Annotated in this window: 4 protein-coding genes and 1 pseudogene; all 5 read left to right on the top strand. The window is 34.5% G+C overall.

Annotation, left to right across the window (positions count from 1 at the left end):
* A partial coding sequence (locus ADA55_RS21610; RefSeq protein ID WP_343206159.1) for a DUF3953 domain-containing protein occupies positions 1-253 on the top strand: 253 nt, incomplete at its 5' end.
* 167 nt (positions 254-420) lie between these two features.
* Positions 421-915, top strand: a complete 495-nt coding sequence (locus ADA55_RS21605) for a DinB family protein (protein WP_048687530.1) — start codon at positions 421-423, stop codon at positions 913-915.
* Between the two features lie 250 nt (positions 916-1,165).
* Positions 1,166-1,366 (top strand): hypothetical protein, encoded by a 201-nt coding sequence (locus tag ADA55_RS21600; RefSeq protein WP_048687529.1) that lies wholly within the window; start codon positions 1,166-1,168, stop codon positions 1,364-1,366.
* Positions 1,367-1,798: 432 nt separating this feature from the next.
* The gene (locus ADA55_RS21595; protein ID WP_048687528.1) at positions 1,799-3,355 is read left to right on the top strand and encodes a glycosyltransferase; all 1,557 of its coding nucleotides are present in this window, start codon (positions 1,799-1,801) and stop codon (positions 3,353-3,355) included.
* Between the two features lie 190 nt (positions 3,356-3,545).
* Positions 3,546-3,981 (top strand): annotated as a pseudogene (locus tag ADA55_RS21590) (class I SAM-dependent methyltransferase); the annotation flags it as partial.
* Positions 3,982-4,032 lie beyond the last annotated feature (51 nt).

Genomic DNA, 4,032 nt, shown 5'->3' with positions numbered 1-4,032 from the left:
ATTTTTGAAAATGGTTAGAATTATTTTAGCGATAGTGGTTATTGTCCTATCAGGTTATAGTCTAATAGCTCAAACCTTGGAGTTAATGCCCTATTATATGTTTTCCCTTGGGGCATTTATGTTGGTGACAGGATTTGTCGAAATTCAAAAAGACAGAAAAGGATTTTGGGGGTATATGAATATTGTTATCTTTATTTCTCTTCTTTTTTTTACATACCGTATTTCTTATAGAACTAACAGGGGCGTTAGCTGAAAATCGGAGCTGCCTTAAGGCAGCTTTTTCTTATGGAACTATCAGGACAGGATTGTTGAAAAAGGAATTCAACCTATGTTTGTATAAATAGTAATATTTAACGATTTTGGCATTGCTCTAATGGTATTTAAACAGTTACATTATTTTCTAAATGGGGAGGGGCATTTTTGCAAACTTTTTTTAGATATAACTGGATGGTAAGAGAAGACTGGTATCGTTGGTGTGAAGAGTTAAGTGAAGAAGAACTTCTGCGGAACCGAACGGGTGGAATGGGAAGTATATTGCATACACTTTTCCATATTGTTGATGTCGAATGGAGCTGGATACGTCTCTTACAAGGTAAAACTGACTTTCAGGAGAGTTTCGATAGTTATAAAAGCTTGAACAAAGTTCGAAAATTGGACGCTGAATTTCATTTAGAAGTGGAAAACTTTGTGAACAACTGGGATGCTAGTATGGAAAATCAATTATTTTATGATACCTTGCAAGATGGAAGAATTGTGACGGATACTTGGGGTGAAATAATGCGACATACTATTGCTCACGAAATTCACCATATAGGGCAATTATCAATTTGGGCAAGGGAATTAGGGAAAAAGCCTGTTTCTGCAAACCTTATAGGTCAGGGTCTTTCCTCCCATTCCAATAAATATTTCAAATAGATATTATTTAGTCGGTTTCTTTATATATTGGGGGTAATCCTTCAATTAGAAATCGCCTTTTCGATGTTCTGCTGGAGGTCAGTTTTGTTAAGCAAAATCAGTTTGTGAAGAATTGTACTTAAAGAAAGGGTGCGTTAGCTGAAAATCAGAGCTGTCTTTAAGGCAGCTCTTCCTTTATGCAACTAAAGGGGCAGGATAGGGAAGGAAACAATTAGCTTCAGGGAGAATAATATTTTGAGGTGACTTTAGATTGAAAAAATATGGTGTAGCCATTCTTTATCTAGTAGGAGGAGGATTATTTTTAGCAATTGGTTATTCAAGTTTTGCTCAAGATCTGCTAGAAGAGCTTACTACTCAAATGAATAATCCTGAATTGTTAAATGGATTTGGTTATATTTTTCTGATTGTTGGCATTATTCATTTCTTAATAAATAGTTTAAAAAGGGAATAACTGGTTATTATCTGATAACTAACAAGCTCATAATGAAACAAAAGGGTGCACTACTTCTCTATGGGGCTGGAAACAGCTCCATTTCTTATGGGAACTATCGGGACAGGTTAGTTCCATAAGAAGAGCGAACTTAGATATTATTAAGACTTACCAAAATTAATCGAGAGGATTAAATTAATGGAGAAAATAAATGAAATTATTTTTAGTCTTGTAAACCAGGCATAATAAAAAGTGATGACACGAGCCTTCTCCACATGGAGAGGGCTTATTTTTGTTATATCGAACTTTTGTTTTATATCTCCTTATCATTGTTATAGTCCTGATTTCTCATTTGTTTGAGTATAAAGAATGCTATTTAGTAGGAAAGGATGGGAAAGTTGCTATATAATGTAAGTGTGGATGAAATTATTTATAATTGACGGGAGAAAGATAATGAATGCAACAATGTTTTTTTTATTAAGTTCTTTGGATGTTCAACGGGGAGGATTAACGAAGGCCTCGTTAGCTCAGGCCAATACATTTGCAGATATGGGCTATGATACTCATATACTCACATTTAATTTTGATACGAGGTACGAGAGAATACGAGAAAAATTAATAGAGCTTGGACAACTAAACGAAAAAGTTAAAGTTATAAATCTCTATGAAGAGCTTTGTGGAAGTGAAGAAGATTTAACGGTTACACAAGCTACACCCGAGGCCGGATATTTAGATCCTCATGTTGGACATAATGCTTTTAGGGTTTACGAAAATGGACTTTACACTAAATATAAAAAATTCCATGAAGATGGTTCTTTAGATTTCATTGATTATTTTAATGAACAAAGATATCGAATCAAAAAAGAAGTGTATGATGAGTTTGGCTTGATAAGAAAAGTTTCTTTTATGGATTTTGCTTCAAATAAACCAAGACAAATGAATTTTTACAATAGCAGCTCTCAAGCTTACTTATCAAAGTGGGTAAATCCCGAAAACGGCAAGGCCATTCGAGTAAATTGGTTTGAGAAAAATGGAGATATTAAAGCTATTTATAGCAATGATGATCAACTAAAATTGGATTGGATCGAACGAGTAATAAAAGACGTAGCTAACCCAGTATTAGTTGCAGATGCTCGGAAAACTGACTTATTAATGATAAATGTAAAGAATAAGAAGGCTGCGAAAATCTGGCGGTTACACAGCAGTCACCTTACGGCACCATGGGAAGCTGATTCTGACATCGCTTCAACTGTCCAAACAGGAATCAATCATTTAGATAATATTGATGCTGCTTTAGTTCTTACAGAACAGCAAAAGACGGATATTGAAAATAGATTTGGGAAAAGGACGAATTTGCATGTTATTCCTCATGCGTCGAGGACAAATTTAAAAACTGGCTGGTTTGGCCGCCCTGGTTTAGTTAAAGACGAAAGGCTAGCGGTAGTTATTAGTAGGTACTCAGCCATTAAAAATATAGATCATATTATTAAGGCATTTGAAATCGTTGTAAAGAAAGTGCCGGATGCGAAGTTAGAGTTTTGGGGAGACGGTCCGGAAAAAGAGAAGTTACAAAAGATTATTCATGATGCCAATCTTACAGATCACATAAAATTGAATGGATACACCCAGGAACCATCTAACATTTATCAAAGTGCTCTTTTCAGTATCTTGGCTTCAAAAACGGAAGGGTTTTCTCTTTCTGTATTAGAGAGCATGTCTAATGCTACAGCTGTAGTGAGTTATGATATTAGATATGGCCCTAATGAATTAATTGACAATGGGGAAAATGGAGTTTTAGTTCAAAAAAATAATATAGATATGCTAGCAGAAGCGATGATTTCAATGTTCAATCATCCGAATACAGCCATAAAAATGGGTAAGGCTGCTTTAAAAAAGGTAGAAAGAAAATTCAACCAAGAAATTTATGCAAATTCTTGGGAACATGTTGTTAGGGTAGCAATTGAAAATCGTCAAATGAAAAATGAAGACATACCATTAGCGAAAAAGTAATAGAACATATTCAATACATAAATGCGCATCACAGCGAATGATGATGAGTAGTTCAAATGGCTTAAACTATTTAACAGGATATAGAAGCAATAAAGGAAACATCTTATCGTTTAATGGAATGTAACCTATGCTTATGTAAAACAGCAGATTTTAAAGAATGAAATCCAATATTCTTAAAGGAGATTGAGGTATGACGGAAATCTGGGAATCAAGTTTTAGAAAATCATATGATGCGGGGATTTGAACCTTCAGACTCCGCAATCTTGACAAAGGACTTTTTCATTGAAAAGAAAGTTAAGGATTTATTGATTCCAGGTATTGGATATGGCAGAAATGCCAAGGTTTTTACTGACAACGGAATACATGAAACAGGCATCGAAATTTCAGAAACAGCGATAGAATTGGCAAGGCAAAATGGGCTTAATCTTAATGTTTTTCATGGTTCAGTAACCGATATGCCTTTTGATAATAAACTTTATGATGGGATATTTTGTTATGCCCTTATTCACTTATTGAATAATCGTGAGAGAGAGAAGTTTATTAAAGCTTGCTATAATCAGTTAAAGCCAAACGAATATATGATTTTTACTACTATTTCAAAAGAGGCCCCAATGTTCGGTAAGGGCTAACAACTGGGTAAAGACTATTTCGAGATAATGGAAGGGATGAAAATGTTT

Source organism: Bacillus sp. 220_BSPC (assembly GCF_001054655.1).
In the GTDB taxonomy this organism is placed as follows: domain Bacteria; phylum Bacillota; class Bacilli; order Bacillales; family DSM-1321; genus Peribacillus; species Peribacillus frigoritolerans.
Note: the sequence above shows the minus strand (reverse complement) of the source record. Positions and strands in the feature narration are given on the sequence as shown.

What these genes read in the sequence shown, in the direction of transcription:
- ADA55_RS21595 (WP_048687528.1), top strand. Translation starts at nt 1,799, where the DNA reads ATGAATGCAACAATGTTTTTTTTATTAAGTTCTTTGGATGTTCAACGG.